General features: G+C 50.2%; 18 protein-coding genes. 13 read left to right on the top strand and 5 right to left on the bottom strand.

Going from position 1 to position 22,419, the window contains the following annotated elements; all coding sequences use genetic code 11:
• Window positions 1–106: 106 nt before the first annotated feature.
• The 4 genes from L4D06_RS12325 to L4D06_RS12340 are packed head-to-tail and all read right to left on the bottom strand — an operon-like array spanning window position 107 to window position 3,759.
• On the bottom strand, window positions 107–895 hold the full coding sequence (locus tag L4D06_RS12325; protein WP_274164662.1) for an ABC transporter permease: 789 nt from the start codon (window positions 893–895) through the stop codon (window positions 107–109).
• Window positions 892–1,620 (bottom strand): ATP-binding cassette domain-containing protein, encoded by a 729-nt coding sequence (locus tag L4D06_RS12330; protein WP_429739676.1) that lies wholly within the window; start codon window positions 1,618–1,620, stop codon window positions 892–894. The genes L4D06_RS12325 and L4D06_RS12330 overlap by 4 nt, the downstream gene beginning before the upstream one ends.
• A 6-nt stretch (window positions 1,621–1,626) precedes the next feature.
• Window positions 1,627–2,604 (bottom strand): PQQ-dependent catabolism-associated beta-propeller protein, encoded by a 978-nt coding sequence (locus tag L4D06_RS12335; protein ID WP_274164664.1) that lies wholly within the window; start codon window positions 2,602–2,604, stop codon window positions 1,627–1,629.
• Between the two features lie 12 nt (window positions 2,605–2,616).
• Entirely contained in the window at window positions 2,617–3,759 is a 1,143-nt protein-coding gene (locus L4D06_RS12340; RefSeq protein WP_429739762.1) for an ABC transporter substrate-binding protein, read from the bottom strand.
• Window positions 3,760–4,041: 282 nt separating this feature from the next.
• Here L4D06_RS12340 and pedF point away from each other — a divergent pair, with 282 nt between their 5' ends.
• The 11 genes from pedF (at window position 4,042) to L4D06_RS12395 (ending at window position 17,408) form a co-directional block, all read left to right on the top strand.
• Complete coding sequence (pedF, locus tag L4D06_RS12345; protein WP_274164666.1) at window positions 4,042–4,494, top strand: cytochrome c-550 PedF; 453 nt, start codon at window positions 4,042–4,044, stop codon at window positions 4,492–4,494.
• Window positions 4,495–4,587: 93 nt separating this feature from the next.
• A complete protein-coding gene (locus L4D06_RS12350) occupies window positions 4,588–5,628 on the top strand; it encodes a substrate-binding periplasmic protein (RefSeq protein ID WP_429739764.1) in 1,041 nt (346 codons plus the stop codon).
• Between the two features lie 133 nt (window positions 5,629–5,761).
• Window positions 5,762–7,528, top strand: coding sequence for a PQQ-dependent methanol/ethanol family dehydrogenase (locus tag L4D06_RS12355; RefSeq protein WP_429739678.1), 1,767 nt, complete (start codon window positions 5,762–5,764; stop codon window positions 7,526–7,528).
• A 400-nt stretch (window positions 7,529–7,928) separates the two neighbouring features.
• A complete protein-coding gene (gene exaC, locus L4D06_RS12360; RefSeq protein ID WP_274164668.1) occupies window positions 7,929–9,437 on the top strand; it encodes an acetaldehyde dehydrogenase ExaC in 1,509 nt (502 codons plus the stop codon).
• A 101-nt stretch (window positions 9,438–9,538) separates the two neighbouring features.
• Entirely contained in the window at window positions 9,539–11,698 is a 2,160-nt protein-coding gene (locus L4D06_RS12365) for a 4Fe-4S binding protein (RefSeq protein WP_429739680.1), read from the top strand.
• Window positions 11,699–11,862: 164 nt separating this feature from the next.
• Window positions 11,863–11,934, top strand: coding sequence for a pyrroloquinoline quinone precursor peptide PqqA (gene pqqA / locus L4D06_RS12370; protein WP_081796241.1), 72 nt, complete (start codon window positions 11,863–11,865; stop codon window positions 11,932–11,934).
• Between the two features lie 181 nt (window positions 11,935–12,115).
• Complete coding sequence (gene pqqB / locus L4D06_RS12375) at window positions 12,116–13,036, top strand: pyrroloquinoline quinone biosynthesis protein PqqB (RefSeq protein ID WP_429739682.1); 921 nt, start codon at window positions 12,116–12,118, stop codon at window positions 13,034–13,036.
• A 114-nt stretch (window positions 13,037–13,150) separates the two neighbouring features.
• Window positions 13,151–13,912, top strand: a complete 762-nt coding sequence (gene pqqC / locus L4D06_RS12380; RefSeq protein ID WP_274164671.1) for a pyrroloquinoline-quinone synthase PqqC — start codon at window positions 13,151–13,153, stop codon at window positions 13,910–13,912.
• A 76-nt stretch (window positions 13,913–13,988) separates the two neighbouring features.
• Window positions 13,989–14,255: a pyrroloquinoline quinone biosynthesis peptide chaperone PqqD gene (gene pqqD, locus L4D06_RS12385; protein WP_274164672.1), complete on the top strand. Its 267-nt coding sequence runs from the start codon at window positions 13,989–13,991 to the stop codon at window positions 14,253–14,255.
• On the top strand, window positions 14,227–15,357 hold the full coding sequence (gene pqqE / locus L4D06_RS12390) for a pyrroloquinoline quinone biosynthesis protein PqqE (RefSeq protein WP_274164673.1): 1,131 nt from the start codon (window positions 14,227–14,229) through the stop codon (window positions 15,355–15,357). The genes pqqD and pqqE overlap by 29 nt, the downstream gene beginning before the upstream one ends.
• Before the next feature lie 14 nt (window positions 15,358–15,371).
• Complete coding sequence (locus tag L4D06_RS12395) at window positions 15,372–17,408, top strand: insulinase family protein (protein WP_429739684.1); 2,037 nt, start codon at window positions 15,372–15,374, stop codon at window positions 17,406–17,408.
• Between the two features lie 50 nt (window positions 17,409–17,458).
• On the opposite strand, the gene L4D06_RS12400 is transcribed toward L4D06_RS12395, so the two are convergent.
• Window positions 17,459–18,127, bottom strand: a complete 669-nt coding sequence (locus L4D06_RS12400) for a LuxR C-terminal-related transcriptional regulator (RefSeq protein WP_274164675.1) — start codon at window positions 18,125–18,127, stop codon at window positions 17,459–17,461.
• Window positions 18,128–18,482: 355 nt separating this feature from the next.
• Here L4D06_RS12400 and nosP point away from each other — a divergent pair, with 355 nt between their 5' ends.
• Both nosP and L4D06_RS12410 read left to right on the top strand, forming a co-directional pair.
• The gene (gene nosP / locus L4D06_RS12405; protein WP_429739686.1) at window positions 18,483–19,736 is read left to right on the top strand and encodes a nitric oxide-sensing protein NosP; all 1,254 of its coding nucleotides are present in this window, start codon (window positions 18,483–18,485) and stop codon (window positions 19,734–19,736) included.
• The gene (locus L4D06_RS12410) at window positions 19,737–22,370 is read left to right on the top strand and encodes a hybrid sensor histidine kinase/response regulator (RefSeq protein WP_429739688.1); all 2,634 of its coding nucleotides are present in this window, start codon (window positions 19,737–19,739) and stop codon (window positions 22,368–22,370) included. It abuts the gene before it with no gap.
• Window positions 22,371–22,419: the final 49 nt, after the last annotated feature.

Consider the following 22,419-nt stretch of genomic DNA (forward strand, 5'->3'; position numbering starts at 1 on the left):
ATGAAGTATTGAAAACCGCGCATCGGCGCGGTTTTTTTATGACTAGATATTGGCGTTGGCAGCTGCGCCGTTTTCTTCTTCTTTCTTCTTTCTTCTTTCCGATCTCCTATTTTTTTCCCTTACCCTGATCTCGCGTCGGCTGGAAGCCTGCCACGGCTAAAGCAACAAATACCAAGGTGCAACCGAACACCACGAGTAATGCCGTAACATTGAGTTGTTGGTATAGCGCAAATCGGATCAATTCCACACCAAAGGTGAAAGGGTTGAAGCGGCAGAGATCATAGAGCCAGACGCTGGCTTCTTGCATTTTCCAAAGAGGATAGAGTGCAGAGGACAGGAAAAACATTGGAAAGATGACGAAATTCATCACCCCAGCAAAATTCTCCAATTGGCGAATGCGTGAGGCAATCACAATCCCCAGCGCACTGAGCATCAAGGCCGTGAGAAACAGAGCTGGAATGGCCATAACATACCCCATGGGCTCAAGTGGCCTGTCGTATAACGCTGCGATGACAAGAAATGCGCCGACTTGAAGTACGCTTACTAATGCACTGGCGACTTGTTTAGAAAGTAACAGAAATGGCCTTGGAAGCGGGCTGGTAAGTAGCACTTTTATGCTGCCCATTTCACGGTCGTAGACGATCGACAAAGAGCTTTGCATGCCATTAAACAGCAAGATCATGGCGCACAATCCGGGGAGAATGTATTCCTCGTAATTGATGTAAGTGGCATAGGGCTCCATGATGGCAATGCCAAGCGCTGCGCGAAACCCAGCCGCAAACACAACAAGCCACAGAAGTGGCCTGACAAGGCTCGCTGCGAACCGTGCTCGCTGAGAAAAAAAGCGCAGCCATTCGCGATAGCATATTCCTACAAAGGCATACCAATAGGTCACTGGGCTATCTCCGAGTTGTCATTGTCGCGGGTTAATGCGGCAAATACTTTTGCCAATGTCGGGTGTTGATGCAGAGTGCGCAGCGTGCTGGCTTTGTTGTGTGCCTGCAGCTTTCCGCGATGCAAAATCAGTACATCATCATCGTCATCCACTTCTTCAATTAAATGCGTTGCCCAAAGCACACACAGAGGCTGCTGTTCACAAAGGGCGCGCACCGCATCAGACAGAGATTTACGCGCTTTGGGATCAAGCCCGCTGGTGGGTTCATCCAATAGCAGTATTGACGGGGAGTGCATCAAAGCGCGAACCAGTTCGGTTCGGCGGCGATGCCCACCATTCAATGAGCGCACCTTGTCATGTAAGCGATCTGACAGAGAAAAGTGCGCCAGTAAGGGCGCAGCTTTACTCATACTTTGTGCTTTGCTGAAACCATGCAGCGCGCCGTAATAACTGAGGTTTTGCGCCACCGTGAGGTCCATGTCTAACGTACTTTGCTGGAACACGACGCCCAGCTTTGCCATGGTCTTTCTACTCGGAGTTTTATCGAGTAATTTGATGTCGCCTTGCTGACTTGGAGTCAGTTGAGTCAGTAATGAAAACAAGGTGCTTTTTCCTGCGCCATTAGGGCCAAGCAGCATGTGCAATCCCTGCCCGAGAGACAGGGAAATATCATTAAGCGCAAGGCGCGCGCCGTAGTGGTGAGTAAGAGCGCTGACCTCAATCATGGGCAGTTAGTTCGCGCCTTGGACAGCGACGCCCCAAGGGTATCGACCGACTTTAACGGTTTTCAGCACTTTACGATTGGGTACGTCGATAATGGAAACATCACCACTGACGCCATTGGTGGCGAGTAGTTTGTCTTGAGCGCCATTAAATGCCATTTGCCAAACGCGGCGACCGACCAACAGGTAGTCTTCCACTTCTAATGTATCCGTGTTGACCACTGCGACATGGTTTGCAGGGCCCAATGCGACAAATGCGGTGCTACCGTCTGCCGTAATACGTACCCCAACGGGTTGCACTTTATCTTTGTGGATACCTTTTGGCGCGAAACCGATTTTTTTGATGATGGCCTTGGTGTCAGTATCAATGACCGATACCGTGCCGCCAATTTCGGCGCTAACCCAAAGCTGTTTGCCATCAGGTGTAAACTCTGCGTAGCGAGGACGCGCATCCACCAAGGTATTATTCACCATGGTATTAGATTCTGTGTCTATCCAGTGCACCATGTTGGAGGTTTCGGAGGTAATGATGGCCATTTTACCATCCGGACTGACGGCGACCCCTTCGGGTTCGACACCCACTTCAACTTGTGTGATCACACTTGCGCTTGGAATGTCGACCACCGTCATCAAGGCATCATCTTCGTTGGCGATGTAAAGACGTTTGCCATCCGGATGAAGGGCAAATAGTTCAGGATCTTCCCCTGACGGCAGTTCACCCACCAAGGTATTGGTTGCCAGATCGAGCACTTGTACGGTGTCAGATTCACTGGCGCAAATGTACAGTTGCGTACCGTCTTTGCTGACTTCAATACCACGCGGGCGATCGCCTACAGAGATGGTGTTGATGACCTCCATCGTGTCCATATCAATCACACTCAGGGTATCGTCTTTCTCATTGGCGACATAGGCCAATTCTTTGGCTATCGCTGGCGTTGCCAGCATGGCGGCAAGCGTCATAGCAAGCAGGGTTCGAGTTAGAGTCATAACGTGACGTCCTTATTCGTTATCGAAGGAATGGTATAAGCGGCATTGGCTTTGTGCGCGATCAACGCCCAAAGAATCTAATTCGTTGCGGGGGTGCAAAAACCCGTCAAATGGCGCGGAGGTGACAAGCGCTTGATCGTCAAACAGTGGGACAGTTTGGCGAAGCTGCCCATTCCACGGACGGTACGTGAGCTTACGGCCCTTGTAGGCTGCCAGCTGAAATTGGGAGCCGAGAATAAAAGGCAGCAAGAGGTTGGCATCGGCCGTATTGGACACGGTCACTGCTTCATTGATTGAGCGAATGGCCACCCACGCGGCGTAGTCTTTGGCGCTCATGGATCGGGAAAACAGTTCGCTGAAGCGGTTCTGAAGTTGCACCGCGCCCCATTGTTCAATCACATAGTGCCAGCCATCGGCGCGAAGACCATGCGTGCCAACCACAGGGCGAGGCAACCAAGTGTTGTAAGGCAAATGCTGTCCAAACAGATTGCTTTCATCGATAACCCACACCACGTCGTAATCGCTCGCTTGGGTAAACACAGGCAATTCTGCTGATGCCGTGCGGCGAAGGTCGGTATCAAAATTCCATACTTTCTCTGCCACTACCTTGTGGTTGAACTTGTTCAATGTGTGTTTGACGGCGGCTAAAAATGCCTCATCTTCAGGCGTGGTTCCCGTGACTAAAAAGACGCGATTGAGACGACGAACCCTTAGCCATTGGGCGATGGCATCAGCGCGCATGCTATAGCTAAGCGCGGAATGTAAGGTGTTGGGTAGGCATGTTGACGTGCGCAACGCATCGTCTTGATTGCCGACATTCAGCAGAACGGCGTCGTCCGGTAGCGCTTGGCGTAAGGCAACGAACGATGGTGTGTCGAGATCGGTTAAGAAAAAACGCACGCCGCTTTGATACCACTGGTTTGCGGTGGTGCTGAGTTGATTGTTGTCAGGGTTGGTTTCAACGCGCAGCGTGTACTTCTGACCTAAAAACTTGCCTGTGCCATTGGCATCACTGATCGACAATGTGGCGCCTGCTTCTCCGTTGTTTTCAGGCTCTCGGAGGTAAACAGGCGCTGCCGTAGACGTATCTACGGGCTGTCGAAGTAGACCGATGTCGACGTTAACACTGGCCTGTGACATAAACGAAAAAAGCATAGCAATCAGCGATGTAAACCACGGTGTAAAATGATTTCTGACCTGTGAATCATGTCTATCCATTGACTGAATCGCTCCGTATCAAATTCCGTTATGACTGTAAGCAGTGTGGTCTTCTTTTTCCAAACAAGGGGTCTCTGTTTTAAAAAAATCCTCCCAAAGAATGAGAAATATCCCCGCTTTTGTAGCATGTTCTCAATGCATTGCCGCTCCTACACTTCTCCCTGTACCGAATAAAGCGTGTTTTAAAAACGTACTGGTTGAAAGAGGAGTTAGCGCAACATGGAAAAGGTTGAACGCAATATTTGCTTAGTCACCGCCGTCGCTCTCGTAGCGGCTCTTGGGTCACAACTGGTTTTCGCTCATGGCGATGTCACCCCACAATCTATTGATACCTCCAGCATTCCCGTACTGGGCTCTGAATGGACAGAGACCAATCCTTATCGTGAACAAACGGGTGATGTGCGCGGCGAAATCGAGCGCATCGGGGCATCGGCCTATAACCAAAACTGCGCACGTTGTCATGGCCTTGAAGGGATCTCTGGCGGTATTGCCCCAGACCTTCGTTTGTTGTCGCCCGATTACGATGGGGATGAGTGGTATATCTACCGCGTGCAAAACGGCGCTGTGCGAAATGGGGCGGTTTACATGCCAAAAATGACAGAGCATCTAAATCAAGAAGCCTTGTGGGCCATTCGTACTTGGCTTGAATCTGTGGCGCCAGAAAACGGCTAACAGGAGGCGAAGATGATCCTATTTGGTCACGTCACATCTATGCGATTGCAAATGCGGGTGCGCGCTTTTTTCTCAACACTGCTAGCGGCATGGATGCTGCAGGCAGGGCCTTCCTTTGCGCTGTCCTATGACGACATTCAGGCGAGGGGGGAGATCACCATCGCGGTTTATCGCGACTTCCCTCCCTACTCGTTTGTCGATGAACAAGGAGCGCCCGCAGGTGTTGATATTGATCTGGCCAAGGCTTTGGCTAAAGGCTTGAGCGTGACATTGAAGCTGCATTGGATGACACCTGATGAAACGGTGGAAGACGACATGCGTAACTACTTGTGGAAAGGCATGAATCTGACCAGCGAAGACGGTCGTCGCGTGAAAGCTGATGTGATGATGCGAGTGCCTTATGACAGACAATTCGCAATGCAACGTGACGATCTTGGATTACCTGCGCACGAGCTGGTGCATATGTTTGCGCCTTACCAGGAAGAGCGTTGGTTGCTGGCGTATGATGCCAATCAGCTTGATAAGCCTCAAACCGCCGCACGTTTTATGTATCACCCCGTTGGCGTGGAAGTGGATACCGTACCGCAAGTCTATTTGACCACCGCATACGGCGGCCGCTTCCGCGACAACAGCCGAACATTTCCTTCCGTAGAAGACGCGTTTTCCGCGCTCACGGAAGGTGATGTTGGCATGGTGCTGGGCATGAGTTCGCAGCTGCAATGGCTCAACCATATCGCCTTATCCTCAGCCTCACACCATGTCATTCAACGAAATCCCATCCAAAAAAATGCGTCGTCAGGCGCTCAACAGGTAAAGCCATCTCGCCATCCCCAAATAAGTAACAACACCAGCAACTTGCACGTCAGCGACATGCAACTCACCGAACTGGCTTTCCCTTTACTTGGTCGGGCCAAGTGGGAACTTGGTATCGCAGTGCACACAAACTACCGTCAGTTGGCATATGCACTGGAAGACATCGTGGTCGCACACATACAAAACGGCGATGTTTTGCGTTGGGGTGAAAAATACGGTCTTCGTTATCAATTGCCGAGCCGTTATCTACCTGAACCAGAAGACGACGTCGAAGAGGGCATTTCACCACAAGCAAGCAATACGGTGGCATATGTTCCTTGAGGTGTTGTGACGACAAGACATTTCGCGCCTGCTTGTCTGTTTTATCGACAGAGCCCATTAGCGGCAGCAACAGGCATGACAACAACCACACGACAAGCTTACCCAAGCAGTGAACCAACAATGAGGTATTCCCATGACAGCAAAGTCATTTAAACGCTGCGGCATTTATGCTGCGCTATCACTCGCGTTAACCGCCACACCGGTTTATGCGGGTGTCACGGACGAAGACATCCTCGCCGATCAGGAAACCCCTGAGGATATAGTGACTTATGGTCTCGGGCTTCGAGGGCAGCGTTACAGTCCTATTGATTCGATAAACCGCGACACCGTAAAAGAAATTCGTCCTGTTTGGGCATTCTCACTCGGCGGTGAAAAACAACGTGGGCAAGAAAGTCAGCCCATGGTCAAAGACGGTGTCATGTACGTGACAGGTTCGTATTCTCGTGTTTACGCCATTGATGTGAACACGGGTGACGAACTGTGGCAGTACGATGCGCGTTTGCCTGATGGCATCATGCCATGTTGTGACGTGATCAACCGTGGTGTTGCCTTGTATGACGATTTGGTGATTTTCGGGACGTTAGACGCCAAACTTGTCGCTTTGGATGCGAAAACCGGCAAAGTTCGCTGGAAGAAAACCGTTGATAACTACCAAGACGGTTACTCGATCACCGCTGCGCCCATTATTGTGAAAGGCAATGTGATTACAGGTGTATCCGGTGGTGAATTCGGGATTGTAGGAAGAGTGCGAGCGTATGATGCGAAGACAGGTAAGTTGGTGTGGGAGCGTCCAACGGTTGAAGGGCACATGGGCTACGTCTACAAAGACGGGAAAAAAATCGAAAACGGGATTTCAGGTGGAAAGCCGGGACAAACATGGCCAGCTGATCTTTGGAAAAGCGGTGGCGCAGCGCCTTGGTTAGGCGGCACATACGATCCTGATACCGATTTGCTGTTCTTTGGCACGGGCAACCCTGCCCCGTGGAACTCACATATGCGTCCGGGGGATAACCTTTTCTCTTCATCTCGCCTTGCGATAGACCCGGATGACGGAAAAATTGTGTGGCACTTTCAGACCACGCCACATGATGGTTGGGATTTTGATGGTGTGAACGAACTCATTTCCTTCGATTACACCGAAAACGGCAAACAAGTTAAAGCGGCGGCGACGGCTGACCGAAATGGCTTCTTCTATGTACTGAATCGCACCAACGGTGAATTCATTCGTGGCTTCCCATTCGTCAATAAAATCAGCTGGGCGACGGGGCTCGATGACAAAGGTCGACCTCAGTATGTTGAGGACAATCGTCCTGGCGATCCCAATGATGTTAAAGACGGTAAGCAGGGAGAAACCGTGGTAGCAGTACCGTCTTTCTTAGGCGGTAAGAACTGGATGCCGATGGCGTATAGCCAAAAATCGGGCTTGTTCTATGTGCCAGCGAACGAATGGCAAATGGACATTTGGAATGAGCCGGTCGCCTACAAAAAAGGCGCTGCTTACCTTGGTGCGGGCTTTACCATTAAAGCTCTGAACGAAGATTACATTGGCGTGCTGCGTGCCTATGATCCGAAAACGGGTGAGCGCGTGTGGGAATACAAAAACTACGCGCCATTGTGGGGCGGAGTGTTAACCACTGCGGGTGGTTTGGTATTCACGGGTAACCCCGAAGGCTACTTGCTCGCGTTGGACGACAAAACGGGTGAGGTGCTCTACAAGTTCAACACCGGCTCCGGCATTGTCGGTAGCCCTGTCACATGGGAAATGGACGGTGAGCAATACATTTCCGTCTTGTCAGGCTGGGGTGGTGCGGTGCCACTTTGGGGCGGCGATGTGGCGAAACGCGTGAAGAACTTCAACCAAGGCGGAATGGTGTGGACGTTCAAATTGCCAAAAAGCTAAACCGTCGTACGTATTCTCGGTGGGATAATTCTCGCTGAATAAGGGATATGCGTAACATCGAATCATGCCGAGCAAAAGCTCGGCATTTTCGTGTTTTGCGTTCAACTTCAGTGCTATGGATTCAGTGCCATGGCGATGAGCTCGAAGTGTGTAAATGATCGCTTGAGTTGCCATCAAAAAAGCCAGTCTGACGGGTGTTCCATCTAACCGCTGGGCCCGTAAATCGTCGGATTGAGCGTCACCCACACTCTTCATCTCCCTCCAAAGTATGAGATTTTGCCAACCATGGAGCGATGGAGAGATCCGGTGAGAGTTTCATACTCTATCTACAACGCCTGACACTGTTGCGAATAAACATGTTAGGGACGACACAGAGACAATCGCCAATAGGGGTGGACAGATGATTTACGCAAAACCAAATACCGACGGAGCCGTCGTTAACTTTAAGGCGCGTTATGCTAACTACATCGGCGGTGACTGGGTTCCGCCAATCAAAGGACAGTATTTCACAGACACCTCACCTTGTACGGGAGAGGTCATTGCTGAAATCCCGCGCTCTGGTGCAGAAGACATTGAACTCGCGCTTGACGCAGCGCACCAAGCGAAAGCCTCGTGGGGAGCGACGTCAGCCACTGAGCGTTCGAATATTTTGCTGAAAGTTGCTGACCGCATTGAAGCTAATCTCGAATATTTGGCGGTGGCAGAAACATGGGAAAACGGCAAGGCCGTGCGCGAGACCCTTAATGCAGACATCCCTTTATGTGTTGATCACTTTCGCTATTTTGCAGGCTGCATTCGTTCGCAAGAAGGGTCGGCGGCAGAGATCGACGCCAATACCGTGGCTTACCACATACACGAGCCGCTCGGTGTTGTTGGCCAAATTATCCCGTGGAACTTCCCTCTGCTGATGGCTGCATGGAAAATTGCCCCAGCCTTAGCCGCCGGTAATTGCATCGTATTAAAACCGGCAGAGCAAACGCCGACGAGTATTTTGTTGTTGATGGAAATCATTGGTGATCTGTTGCCACCGGGTGTCCTGAACATTGTTAACGGCATGGGTCCAGAAGCGGGACAGGCACTAGCGACCTCAACACGCATTGCCAAAATCGCCTTCACGGGTTCTACGGCAATTGGTAACCATGTTTTACGCTGCGCTGCAGATAACCTTATCCCATCAACGGTTGAGCTAGGTGGTAAGTCACCTAACATCTATTTTGAAGATGTGATGCAGCAAGAAGATGAATTTATCAGTAAAGCGGTTGAAGGGTGCGTACTGGCCTTCTTTAACCAAGGTGAAGTGTGTACTTGTCCTTCTCGCGTGCTGGTTCAAGAAAGTATCTACGAAGAGTTCATTGCCAAAGTGATTGAGCGCGCGAATGCCATCAAGCACGGCAATCCGCTGGACACTGAGACGCAGGTTGGCGCTCAGGCTTCGAATGAGCAGTACGAAAAAATCTTGAGCTACATGGATATTGGTCGTGCTGAAGGGGCGGAATTGTTATTAGGCGGTGGGTCGGCTGACTTTGGTGGGGGCTATTATGTGCAACCTACCATCTTCAAAGGCGACAACAACATGCGTGTTTTCCAAGAAGAGATTTTTGGCCCAGTGATCGCTGTGACAACGTTTAAAGACGAAGCGGAAGCGCTCGCTATTGCGAATGACACCGAATACGGTCTGGGTGCCGGTCTGTGGACGCGTGACGTGAACCGTGCTTACCGCATGGGCCGTGCAATTCAAGCCGGACGTGTGTGGACTAACTGTTATCACCTCTATCCTGCTCATGCGGCATTTGGGGGTTACAAGAAGTCAGGCATAGGCCGTGAAACGCACAAAATGATGCTCAACCACTATCAGCAAACCAAAAACTTATTGGTGAGCTATGACATTAATCCGCTAGGTTTCTTCTAGTCCTTGTCCGCTCGTAGAAGGCAGTCGCGGCCTCCCCGCGCTGCCTGATACATAGCTTTGCGGGGTTGTGAACCCCCGCTTTTTTTATGAGCAGGTTAGTCATGCGATGGCGTAGTACCGTATTTCTGTGGTTGCTGTTGATCTTACTGCCTTTCATTGTCTCTGCCGAATCTTGGTTAGAAGTGAGCGACGATGCGGCGACGATCTTTCCCCGTGCGACGCGGATGAAAGCTTCCAGCGACACCCTTCCCGTTACCGAAATTTATCAACTCGATCAGCCTATTGGTTACCTGTTTGAAACCGATGACTTGACCGACTTCCCCGGCTTTTCTGGCGACAGCATCAATCTTCGTGTCGGTCTCGATACAGAAGGACGCATCATCGGCCTTTCGTTGTTAGGTCATCATGAACCGATTTTTTTGCACGGTCTTGGCGAAAAACCGCTGGTGGACTTCATTGACCAATATGGTGGATTGTCGCTGAAGCAGCAGGTGTTGGTTGGCAGCGATCAGCAGCGCATTGCCAGTGACGATATTGTCTATTTTGATGGTGTGACCAAGGCGACGGTGTCGGTCATGGTGGTGCATGACACGATAATGGCCGCCGCACGAAAAGTGGCGCAGGCAAGGCTAACGGGGTTTGGAACGGCGGTGCAGGCCAGGTTCAACACTAACGCGTTTCAGCCTCAAACTTTAAAACAATTAACCGATGCGGGCTTGCTGTATCACTGGCAACTGAGTAATGAGGATGCCGCTTCCGCACTTGGCGTAAATGTGTCTCGGCTTGAAAAAGCGCGGGATCCAGAGCAGCCAGATAGTGCGCCGTTTATTGACCTGACACTGGCAGTGCTGAACCCTGCACTTGTGGGTAAAAACGTGTTGGGAGAGGCGGAATATCAGCGCGTGATGGACTCACTTGCCCCTAGCGAGGTTGCCATTTTGGTGGGCTCTCGTGGGGCGTATCATTTTGTGGCAGATGATTTTGTGGCAGGCACAACGCCTGCTCGCTTTTCTTTGCGCCAGCAAGACAGCCCATTGTCATTGCGCGATGCCGACTTGTTCCATCTTCAACATGCAGGTTTTGCACTACCCCTTGCCCCGTTTGAGCGGGTCAATATTTTCACCTTTTCTGACCAAAGTGGGTTTGACCCATCATTGCCTATTTCTGTGGGAATGACGGTGCAATTGGTGAAAAACCATCTGGAATCGGAACATGTCTTCGTCGACAGTCTATATACGCTGCCTGATGACGTGTTAGTTGCCGTGACGCCACCTGAACCACCGCTGCCACTTTGGTTACGGATTTGGAAAGACAGACTCGCAGAGATTGTCATCGTTGCGGTGTATTTGACGTTGCTGACGGGCGTGTTCATGTTTCAACATCGATTGGCTCGGTTTAGCCGTTATTTGACGCCAGTGCGCTTGGTTTCTTTGGTATTTGTGACGGTCTTTATTGGTTTCTATGCCCAAGGCCAGTTGTCCGTGGTGAACATCTACACCTTGTTGCTATCCGTTTGGAATGGCTTCGATATTCGTGTTTTCTTGCTCGATCCCATTTTGTTTGTGCTGTGGACGTACGTGTTTATCAGCCTGTTTTTGTGGGGGCGAGGGCTCTTCTGCGGCTGGTTATGTCCTTTTGGCGCGATGCAAGAACTGGTGGCTGTGGTCGCGCAGAAATGCCGTCTGCGCCAGTGGAAGGTGAGTGAGGTTATACATCAACGGCTTATTTATCTGAAATATGGCGTGCTGTTGGTGTTGGTGGGGACCGCCTTTTTTCAATTGTCGCTTGCGGAAACCATGGCAGAAGTCGAGCCCTTTAAAACCGCGGTCACCTTAATGTTTGAGCGCACTTGGCCCTTTGTGCTTTATGCCGTGCTCTTGCTGCTGGTGAGCGCTCGAGTTCACAAAGCCTATTGCCGTTATTTGTGTCCGTTAGGAGCAGGGTTGGCAGTGATTGGACGTTTTCGTTTATTCAGTTGGCTAACGCGCCGAAGCGAATGTGGCAGTCCCTGTCGTTTGTGTGAAAAACACTGCGGTATTCATGCTATCCGCAAAGAAGGGCACATTGACTACAACGAGTGTGTTCAGTGTTTGGAGTGCTTGGCGATTGTCAGTGATGAGCATCGCTGCGTGGCAAACAAATACGGTAAGAATCGAACGTCGCGAAGGGCCGCCCCCATCCAAGTAGAGCCTTTGAATGCGGCAGCCTCAAAAGCGGAAAGTGTGGTAGTGGTTGTTTCTTCACACAAAACACAGGGGTGAGAGGCGCATTGCAACAGCTTTCCCTGATTTGGCAAAAGTCTATTGTGTCTCGGAGTAGAGAAATCATCACAAAGTAGGATTGGTAGTTTTCCTTCTTGTTATTACGCTAAATGTCGGTGGCGAGCATTTTGTCACTTTAGTATCTGGTACAAGGAGTAATCACCATGTGGAAAAAACCTAGCTACACAGAACTGCGACTCGGATTCGAAGTCACCCTCTATATCAGCAATCGTTGAGAGAGTCGAAATGGGATGCCGCCTTAGGGTGCATCCCTTTTTTTATGCCTTTTTTCTGAATATATCGATAGCTGTAAGACGCGTTGCAGATAACAGTGGCGGGTATGCCCAGTCAGTACAGAAATCGATATAGAAAATATAATGAATTGAATGGATATGTCACAAGCAAAGGAGTGGGTGAATGCAGATAGTGGTGCTTGGTTCAGCCGCCGGAGGCGGTTTCCCTCAGTGGAATTGTCATTGTCGCATGTGTCAGTCTGTAAGAGATGGTACCAGCCGAGCCTTACCTCGTACCCAATCGTCCATTGCGGTGAGCGATGACGGTGAACACTGGGTGGTGATTAATGCCTCCCCTGATATCCGCCAACAAATTAATGCCACGCCTCAGCTAGCTAAAGCAACGGGAGCGCGTGGCTCTGCAGTCTGTGCAGTGATTGTCACTGATGCACAAATTGACCACACGACAGGGCTTCTGATCCTGCGTGAAGGCCTTCCACTGGATTTGTATTGCACGTCAGAAGTGGCTGAAGAACTCAGTACTAGTTATCCCATCTTGTCGATGATGAAGCATTGGGAAGGGGGATATCGCACTCACACTGTCGACGCACAATCTTCTGAAGGCTGGAGTATTCCGGCGGTGCCGGCATTACGTTTTACCCCGATTACGTTAACGTCGAATGCACCGCCATTTTCCCCTTTCCGCAACCGCCCGCGCCCCGGCGATAACATCGGGTTAAAAATCACTGATACCCACACTGGAAAATCCCTGCTTTATGCGCCAGGCCTTGGGTCGAATGATGATCCAGCTGTTTTGGCGGCGATGGCTGATGCCGATTGCCTCATGATGGATGGCACGTTGTGGACGGACGATGAAATGATCCGAGAAGGGCTTGGGGTGTCGCTGGGCAGTGACATGGGGCACCTGTCTGTGTCCGGTGAAAACGGCATGTTGTCTTTGCTGTCACAGTATGAAAAACCGCGAAAAGTTCTGATCCACATTAACAATACTAACCCGATCTTGGACCCTGATTCTGATGAGCACCAAGCGGTATTAGATGCAGGCGTCGACATCGCCTTTGACGGAATGATAATCACTGTTTAGGTGCTATTTGATGACTTGAGTATCTGGTCGGGTGAAAGACACTCTGGCGCCAGAACTAAAAACAATCACATAAAAGTAATCAGATAAAAAATCACATAAACCCAAGGAGGGATGATGACGAACGCGATGAGCCGAGAAGACTTTCAGCATGCACTGCTCACCAAAGGGCAGTATTACCATATTCATCATCCTTTCCATAAGGCTATGTACAGTGGCAACTGCTCCAAGGCGCAAATTCGAGCGTGGGTGGCGAACCGTTTCTATTACCAAACATCCATTCCGGTGAAAGATGCTGCCATCATGGCGAATTGCCGCGATCCCGCGATCCGCCGAGAATGGGTACAACGCATTCTTGATCATGATGGACATGAGAGTTTGGATTGCCAATGGGGTGGCATTGAAGCATGGCTGCGTTTAGCGGAAGCCGTTGGTTTGGACCGCCAAGATGTGATTGATGAGAAATGGGTTTTGCCAGGCGTGCGGTTTGCCGTGGATGCTTACGTGAACTTTGCTCGCCGTGCCACGTGGCAAGAAGCTGCATGTTCTTCGCTAACCGAGTTGTTTGCCCCCGAAATTCATCAGTCGAGGTTGGACTCGTGGCCAACGCATTATGGGTGGATTGACCCCGAAGGATTAACGTATTTTCGTCAACGGTTAAGTCAGGCTCGTCGTGATGTGCAGCATGGGTTGTCGATCACGCTCGATCATTTTCAAACCGTTGAACAGCAAGAAAGAGCACTCAACATTCTCCAATTTAAGCTCGATATTCTATGGTCATTGTTAGATGCCATTAGCATGGCGTATGAATTTGAGCGCCCGCCGTATGTGGGTATTACTGACAAGCCAGTTTGGCATCATGCGCTGGATCGATCATAAAGGCTGATCGCCAACTAAGATCAATGGCAGGGAGCTTTGGCGTATAAAAGTGGCAGGAAGCAAGGAGTGACAACGCGTGACGGATGAAGCGAAGTACCAGCGAAATACCATGTTTCGTATGCAGTTTGAAAAAGCACAGGATTGCCATGTGCTGTTATTCCCTGAAGGGATGGTGAAACTGAGTGACAGTGCCGCGGAGATCTTAGCGCAGTTTGCTTCGCCTCGTGCGGTCGGTGAAGTGATTGCATTGCTTGAAGAGAAATTCCCCGGTGCGGATTTAGCAGACGATGTGCATCAATTTGTGGAGGTGGCTTATGACAAAAAATGGATCGAGCGCTGTTAATCCCCCGCTTTGGTTGTTGGCAGAGCTGACTTATCGCTGCCCACTTCACTGCGCTTACTGTTCTAATCCACTTAATCTCGGTGATGCGGCAGATGAGCTTTCCACGGAAGAGTGGTGTCGCGTACTGACACAAGGACGTGAACTGGGAGCGGTACAACTGGGTTTTTCGGGTGGCGAGCCTTTGCTTCGCAAAGACCTAGAGCAATTGGTTGCTCACGCTCATCAGCTGGGCTACTACACTAACCTGATCACCTCCGCGGTTGGCTTAACGGAAAAGCGCATTGCAGCACTCAAACATGCGGGCCTGGATCATATTCAGATCAGCTTTCAATCTGCGGATCCGGATTTAAGTGATGCGATCGCGGGAAAACGGCATGCATTCGCGCACAAGAAAGCCATGTTTAATGCGGTGAAAGCACATGGTTTTCCGATGGTGATGAACGTGGTGATCACGCGGCAAAATATTGAGTCGATTGAGGCTATCATGGCACTTGCCATTGAACTGAATGCTGATTTCGTCGAGCTGGCCACCTCGCAATATTATGGTTGGGCGCTGCATAACCGAGATGCCTTGTTACCTACCCGCACGCAAATTGAACAAGCCGAAGCCCAAGTCAACGCATTGCGCGACTCACAGCAAGGGGACGGTCCAAAATTCATCTTTGTGACACCGGATTATCATGAAGATCGGCCTAAGCCATGTATGAGTGGTTGGGGGAATATATTCATGAATATCGCCCCTGATGGTTTAGCACTGCCATGTCATAGTGCAGCGTTACTGGATCTGCCGCATCCAAATGTGAAAGAGCACTCGCTTTCGGATATTTGGTATGACGCTGAGAGCTTTAATCACTTCCGCGGATTTGACTGGATGCGGGAACCTTGCCGAAGCTGTAATGAGAAGGAAAAGGATTACGGCGGTTGTCGTTGTCAGGCTATGTTGCTGACGGGTGACCCTGCTAACGCAGATCCGGTTTGCAGTAAGTCTCCCGATCATCATGTGATTGAAGAGGCAGTGGCTAAGGCCAACCAAGGCTGTCATAGCATGGCATTAGCGCGAACCGTGAAGAACAGCCAGGTGATCCTTTCTGTGAAACCATGACCTAAGGAACATTTATGGCGAAACCGCACCCCGCTGCGCCGGATTGGATCTTGCTGCCGCCAAAGGATCAGCAACTGGGCACCGGATGGGTGGGCTATCGTCATGTTAGTGGGATGATGCATTGGCATCATGCCGCATCGGAGGATCAACGGTTAAGTGCCTCGCTGGTGGTGCCTACCCCCGTCGAAGATGATAGTGGTATCACGCATGCGCTTGAGCATATGGTCTTGCGTGGATCGATGCGGTTCCCCGATAGCGACACCTTTTTCTCATTACGCAGCGAGTTGGCGTTGTTGGAATTTAATGCCAGTACGAAAAAGGAATCCACACGTTTTCATTTGTCAGGCTATGATCCCCATTCTGCGTTACGTGGGATCGGTTTTTTTGCTGACAGCGTGTTGTCACCCCAGTTGACCTTGGAGGACTTTGAGCAAGAGATCTTCCATCCTTTAGGGGATGATTATGGAGGCACCTTGTATCGTGAAATCAGCGAATACATGAGGATTGAACATTTTCATGCCTCCACGGTGCAAGCGGTAAATTGTGTGCCACGTGCCCCGCTATTTGGCGGTATGCCAGATACCATCACGCAGTTGGACATTGCGGCGCTTCGCCGTTACCACCATCACTATTATCGCCCTGAAAACATCTTACTCATCACGGCGGGATCATGGCCGATGGTGGCGCTGTGGCGTCAAGTTTCTAAGGCGTTAGACGGCGTGGGAACACCATTTTCGGTTACGCTAAGTGAACAAGATATTTTCTCTTCCGTTGTTGCTGAAAAAGACGATGAGCGTATTGAGTCTTTGGCGTTATCTTCTCATTGGGCGGCGGTGCTGCATGCCACCTTAAGTTCACTGAAATATCGCCAACCCTTGAGTGAGCTAGGTGCGCAGTTACTCCCTCTGAACAACGATTTTCAACCAGCCCCAGCGTTGCGATTTCGTGTTTCGCAGCAATGCTCATTATCTGATCTTGAGCAGTTAGTTGAAGGAGCGCGCCAACGTTTATCGGCTAAGCGTACCGCATGGCAATCCGGCTATTTTAAGCTTCAGCAAGGCCAGCGCATGGCCACTCGCTGGGGGGATGGCCTACAGCGTTTGTATCACCAATTTTCAACCACGCCGTTTGCACCCCCTTATTTAAAAGGGGAGGTGTGCGAGCAGCTGCCGACATTCTCGTTTACAGACAAACAATGTCAGGGTGAGTGGATAGCGCCGTGCCCACCGTTGGTTCGCCTAGCGATATTGTGTCGATTCAATGCACGAGACACAAAAACCCGCGCTGATTTGACGCGCTGGCTTGAGCTTTGTGAGCAGCGAACTTTGCGGTGGGCGTGGATGCAGAGCAAGCCCATTTTGGGAGAGATTAAAGAGTGGTACTGCGCCAATGCAGTGGTGAAGGGGCTGACGGTCGATTTACCAGAAAGTGATATGGCGCTATTGCGCCATTTTTGGCACCACACCTTAAGTGCGAATGAGATCCACGCGATGGATGCAGAGTGGCAACACACCGCACAAGGTATTGTGTTGAACTGCGCAGGCAGTGTGCCGGTGTTTCGCGCTGGCACCATCATGGCGAGCCATCGCGATGATGAAACCGCTATGCATGTCGCGTTATCTTTTCCTCATACTACAGAGGCGGGGACGATCGCTGCTTTGGGGCAAGCCGTGATGGCGTCTTCTTTGATCTTGCAGCGACGACTTGGTGGTCGCTGTTATAGCCTTGGTGTTTCGTTTGATTTAATGAGCTACGAATTGACGTTTGATTCCGTGGCGGATAGCGACCCTAGTGTTAGCTTCATTGCGTTGCTGAACGCCTTTGAAACGCTGTGTTCGCCGCTGGACGAAGATGATATCGAGAAGGTTTGTGATGGTGGATTGGGTCTGGTCTCGGCGCGATACAACAAATCAAATGCGCGTTTTCATCAGACATTACTCAATACCGTTGGGCGAAGTGTGGCATTGGATTTTTCTGTCGTCTCGCCCGCCAGTTTGGCGCAGTTGGCAACTCAAGTGCTCTATGCGTTAAAGCACGCTACCTTGCACTGACCCTAATATTGAAGATTCCATTGTTGACGATGATCTGTGTGGGGTAAGGGTCAGCGTCTTAAATAGCGATCGAAGTCGATGTTAGTCACGCCAACCACCGCTTGGATCCGATTGTGAACACCGAGTTTTTTCAATATCGCTGAGACGTGAGATTTCACCGTAGTCTCAGAAATATTGAGGTCATAGGCAATTTGTTTGTTCGCCGCGCCTTGTGCCATGGATTTCAAAACCAGCAACTGTCGTCGCGTAAGGGTATGCAACATTTCGGGTGAAAACTGGGGGTCGTCGTTACGTCTGTGGCCACTATTTTTATCGTTTTCTGCACGAATAATATCAGCCGGAAGATAGACGTGACCGTCCAATATTTGCTCAAACGCCTCTCGCATTTTTTCTCTAGGTGCACTTTTTGCGATGAAGCCGACGGCGCCGTAAGCAATGGTTTGAAGAATGATTTGTTTGTTGGTTTCTGCGGAAATAATGGCGACGGGAATGGTCGGAAATTGATTACGCAATTCAAGCAGCCCTTTGAGGCCGGCCATGCCGGGCATATTCAAATCCAGTAGGATGAGATCTAAATCTGTATGTTCGTCCGCCAGCACGAGCGTGTGCTCAATGTCCTCTGATTGAAGAATGTCACACTCTTCGTAACGTCCCCGGATAACGGAGATTAAGGCATCACGAAAAAGAGGGTGATCATCGGCAACGAGAAATTTGTACATAAAACAGTCCTTTCAAGTAGTCGCACCGCTATCTTCCTGACAGGGCTTACAACTATTATTTTTGCTGGATAAACTGACATCGCATTATTTATCGTGTTTTTTCTGCAGGTTATGTGTAAGACGTGTCATCCCACCATACGCAACCAAACGCCTTCACACGCTCTTCAGTGTAGTGACCCTGATTCCACTTGTGACCATATGGTGTCACATTCTTGAAAATTTGGGGCTGCTGACTTTGCAAAAATGTAAATATCCTTCCTAAGTATGAGGCTTAATTTCCTCATGAGCGAGTAAACTAAAACATACGCAACAGGATTCGGACTCGCTCAACATGATGCGCGAGCAGGAGGGTGACATGGCAGTAACTCAAACTTCGGACAATCAACAAGCTATTTATCGTGCTGCATCCTATCAACTGGATGCAGTAAAGGCTGCGCATGAATTGGCGCTTCAGCTTGATAACGAAGAGATAGGCTTTGTGCTGTTTTTTTGCTCATCAGTCTACGATTTGGAATCGCTCGGTAAAGAAATCAACCACGCGTTTTCTCATTGCGAAGTGATGGGGTGTACCTCTGCGGGTGAAATTACGCAATCTGGCTATGCCAAAAGCAGTATCAGCGCACTGGGTTTTTCTCGTCGTGATTTTAAAGTCTCAGGCGCCCGAGTCCCGCTGGAAGAGCTCGACCTGCAGGCCGCTCAATTATGTGTGAGCTCTTTGGTGGATGCGTGTCAGCAAGATCAGAAAGCGCCAATCAGCAGTAACTCCTTCGTGTTGACCTTGATTGATGGGTTATCCCCCAACGAAGAGCGTTTTTTGGTAACGCTAGACACTGCGTTAGGTCGTTTACCTCACTTTGGTGGTTCAGCGGGAGATGATATCAACCTTGCCAATACCCATGTTTACAGTGATGGCGCATTTCATACTGAATCAGCGATTGTGGTGATGTTCAACACGCATTGCCCGTTCGAAGTTTTCACCACCCACCACATAGAAAGTCTTGAGAGTAAATTAGTGGTGACGGAAGCTGATTGTGCAGCGCGGCGCGTGTATGAATTTAACGCTGAACCTGCAGCACAAGTTTATGCACGAGAAGTGGGTATTACGTTAGAAGATCTTCGCCCTGAAATTTATGCCCTTCATCCGCTGGCAGTACTTATTGGCGATCAGTATTACGTGCGCTCAATCCAGAAGGTCAATGACGATCTGAGCCTGGATTTTTATTGCGCCGTGGACGATGGCATCGTGGTGACGGCGATGAAACCGGGCGACTTGTTTGCAGATACCCAAGAGAAACTCAGTGCCATCGAAGCCCGTATCGGCCAGCTCGAACTGACATTAGGGTGTGACTGCTTTTTGCGTCGCTTAGAAATCGAGCAAGCCTTGATGCGGGACAAAGCGAAAGCTATGTTCTCGCGATTTCGATTAATCGGATTTAATACGTATGGCGAGCAGCTAAACGGCATACATATGAACCAAACCTTAACCGGTGTAATGATTGGGCGACCGCCTGAGTCTCCTAAACCTTTCCTTGCGGATGCCAATGGCGAACACCCTGAGGTCCATTCAGACGAACGCGTCGACGGTCATGCCGAGAGAAAGGTAGGGTAAGTGGACAAAAAGCAGCAAGCACTGGAACAAGAAATCGCGGCGCTTAAAAAAGAGAATGCTCGTCAGAAAAAGATGATTGATGCATTGGTTCGTCGCGTCGAACAAGGAGGTAGTGGTCAGCTAGATGCTTGGGGGGCTTTCCAACATTCGGTGGTACTGGCCGATCAGGTACGAGAAAAAACCGATGAGCTGAATCATGCGCTGCAATCCATTGAGTCCACAAACCGTCAACTGTCGCAGGCCAAATCACAGGCAGAGAAAGCGCATCAGCGTTTTATCGATGCCATTGAATCGATTTCTGATGGCTTTGCTTTGTACGATCCCAATCGTGAACTGGTGTACTCCAATAGCCATTTTCAGCGCTATTGGCGTGATAATGCTATTTCACTGAATACCCCCGCTCTGACACCTGAAAAAATTCGCAGACTCGCCGAAGAGCACGGCTTGATCGTGCGTGAAGCTGGTGAAAACCATAATGGGCATACTATCAAGCTGCACGATGATCGCTGGCTGCAAATCAAAGAGCGAGAAACGAGTGATGGCGGGATGGTGATGCTTTACTCTGACGTCACACAGTTAAAGCTGGCTGAAACGGCACGCTTTGAAGCGGCAATGGCAGAGAAAAGTCGTGTCTTGCAAAACATGGTCGATAACTTGTCGCAAGGTGTACTCATGGTGAGCCATACCGGTGATATTCAAGTGTTCAATCAGCGCTTTCTTGCCATGACAGGCTTCGCTCAAACGCAACTCAATGGCGCGCATATTGAAGCGTTAACCGCAGACTCCCCCATGACCTTGTGGCGCATTGGTTTGGGAGGGACGCATCCACCGGAAGGGATCCGCGTGCAAACCTTGCCCGATGGCCGGGTTATCGAAGTGCGCAGTCATGCCATGGACGATGACGGATACGTCAATACTTACACCGACATTACGCAGCGCTACCTTGATGCAAAAGAGTTGCGTGAAACAGAGCAGTGGCTCAGGTTGATTACTGACAATGTGCCCGCCTTGATTGCTTATGTGGGTGACGATCTTCGGTATCAATTCACCAACCGAGCGTATGACCAATGGTATGGCTTCCCGCCGGGTGAGTTGCTAGGGCAGCATATTTCAATTTCTCGTAGCCAATCCAAGTTTGCGGCGTTGAAGCCTTATGTAGAACGTGCTCTTTCTGGTGAGTCCGTGGTGTTTGAAATTGATGAATACAATGCCAGCGGTGAAGCGCGTTACGTGGTAAAAAGCTATGTGCCGAACCAGTCGTCGAGCGGAAAAATTACAGGGTTATTTGTTCTTAATTGGGACATTACCGAGCGCCGCCAAAACGCGACGAAATTGGAGCAGGCCTATCAAACCCTCGAACTTCGTGTGCAAGAGCGGACGGCGCAGTTGCAAGCACTCAACAGCCAACTGCAGGATGAAGTTGAAGAGCGTCGAGTGATCCAAGAGCGCTTGCTGGAAACTAAGAAAGAGGCGGAGCGCGCGAATTTATCGAAAACCAAATTCCTTGCAGCGATAAGCCACGATTTGTTGCAACCCCTCAATGCTGCCCAATTGTATTTGGGATCGTTACTCAGCCATCGGATGTCCCCGTCTGCACGCCAATTGGTGAATTCCCTCACTCACTCCTTGGAAGATGTGGAGTCATTGATCACAACGCTGGTTGATATATCTAAACTGGATGCTGGTGTGGTCAGGGCCGACAAGCAGTCTTTCCCAGTTAGTGATTTGCTGGATAATATCGCCCATGATTTTTCACATGCCGCAGAGGGCAGTCAGGTCGAAGTACGTTATGTGCCGAGCTCTGCCTACATTTATTCTGATTCTCAGCTCCTTGCCCGTATTCTTCGCAATTTAATGACCAATGCCCTGCGTTATACGTCGTCCGGAAAAATACTGCTGGGAAGTCGTCGTTGCCGAGATGGACTTCGTATTGAGGTGCTCGATACCGGAATGGGCATACCTGAAGATAAGAAGAACGAGATTTTTCAAGAGTTTAAACGTCTGAGTACAGGGCATGATCATCATACCCAATTAGGCTTAGGGCTTGCCATCGTCGATAAAATTTCCAGTGTGTTAGGGCATGCTGTCACCGTGAATTCCATCCCCGAAGTAGGGTCTCGTTTTTCAGTGTTAGTCCCTTACGGAGCAAGGGAGGCTCAGAGTGCCCGCAATGTAGAAACTCTGGTGACGGATGGTGGTGTGGTGCTTCAAGGAGCGCGAGTGTGGGTGGTGGATAACGACCAAAACATTTGTCGTGCAATGGAAGAGCTTTTACAGCGTTGGGGCTGTGAAGTGACCACCGCCAGTTCATTGCAAGAACTGCAAATCAGTTGTGATACCGTGCAATGCCCAGTGGAACTGCTGATTGCGGATTATCATCTCGACAATGAATTAACGGGTCTGGCGCTGGCTAAATCTATCAATGCTCAGCGGTTACAGCCAGTACCGACCGTGATTGTGACGGCTAATCGCAGTGAAGAGTTGCAGCATCATGCGCGAGATTGCGGGTATCTGGTGCTACATAAACCCATTTCGCCCATGCGGTTGAAAATGACCATGGTGCATTTATTGAGTGGCGAACATGTCGATAGCCTGCCACTGAAAAACACGTCTATCGCGTCTCGAAATCGATAATTTGGCCTGTGGCGCATCCAAGTCGGGGCGACTATGCTTTTTAGTATTC

The sequence above is a fragment of the Enterovibrio makurazakiensis genome (genome assembly GCF_050336585.1).
Lineage (GTDB): Bacteria > Pseudomonadota > Gammaproteobacteria > Enterobacterales > Vibrionaceae > Enterovibrio > Enterovibrio gelatinilyticus.